Source organism: Staphylococcus sp. EG-SA-2, from assembly GCF_017152085.1.
This window is the reverse complement of record NZ_JACYHC010000322.1, coordinates 1-349: the sequence shown is the minus strand read 5'-3', so window position 1 is coordinate 349 and position 349 is coordinate 1. Positions and strand designations below refer to the sequence as shown.

The window sequence follows — 349 nt, the reverse complement described above, 5'->3', positions numbered from 1 at the left end:
AAGTTGGCGGGGCCCCAACATAGAGAAATTGGATCACCAATTTCAACAGACAATGCAAGTTGGGGTGGGGCCCAACACAGAAGCTGGCGAAAAGTCAGCATACAAAAATGTGCAAGTTGGCGGGGCCCCAACATAGAAGCTGGCGAAAAGTCAGCATACAAAAATGTGCAAGTTGGCGGGGCCCCAACATAGAAGCTGGCGCAAAGTCAGCTTACAAAAATGTGCAAGTTGGGGTAGGACATCGATAAAAAAATACTTTTTCTTTAGAAATTAGTATTTCTTATGCATGAGTTTTACTCATGTATTCATTTTTTAAGTAGACATTAGCTACAGCTAATGATAAAGAACC

1 protein-coding gene is annotated in these 349 nt (G+C 42.1%); it reads left to right on the top strand.

All coding sequences use genetic code 11. The annotated features are described in order from the left end of the window. The coding region (locus IDG60_RS03135; protein ID WP_206160488.1) for a hypothetical protein at window positions 1-192 on the top strand (192 nt) is incomplete at its 5' end. Window positions 193-349 lie beyond the last annotated feature (157 nt).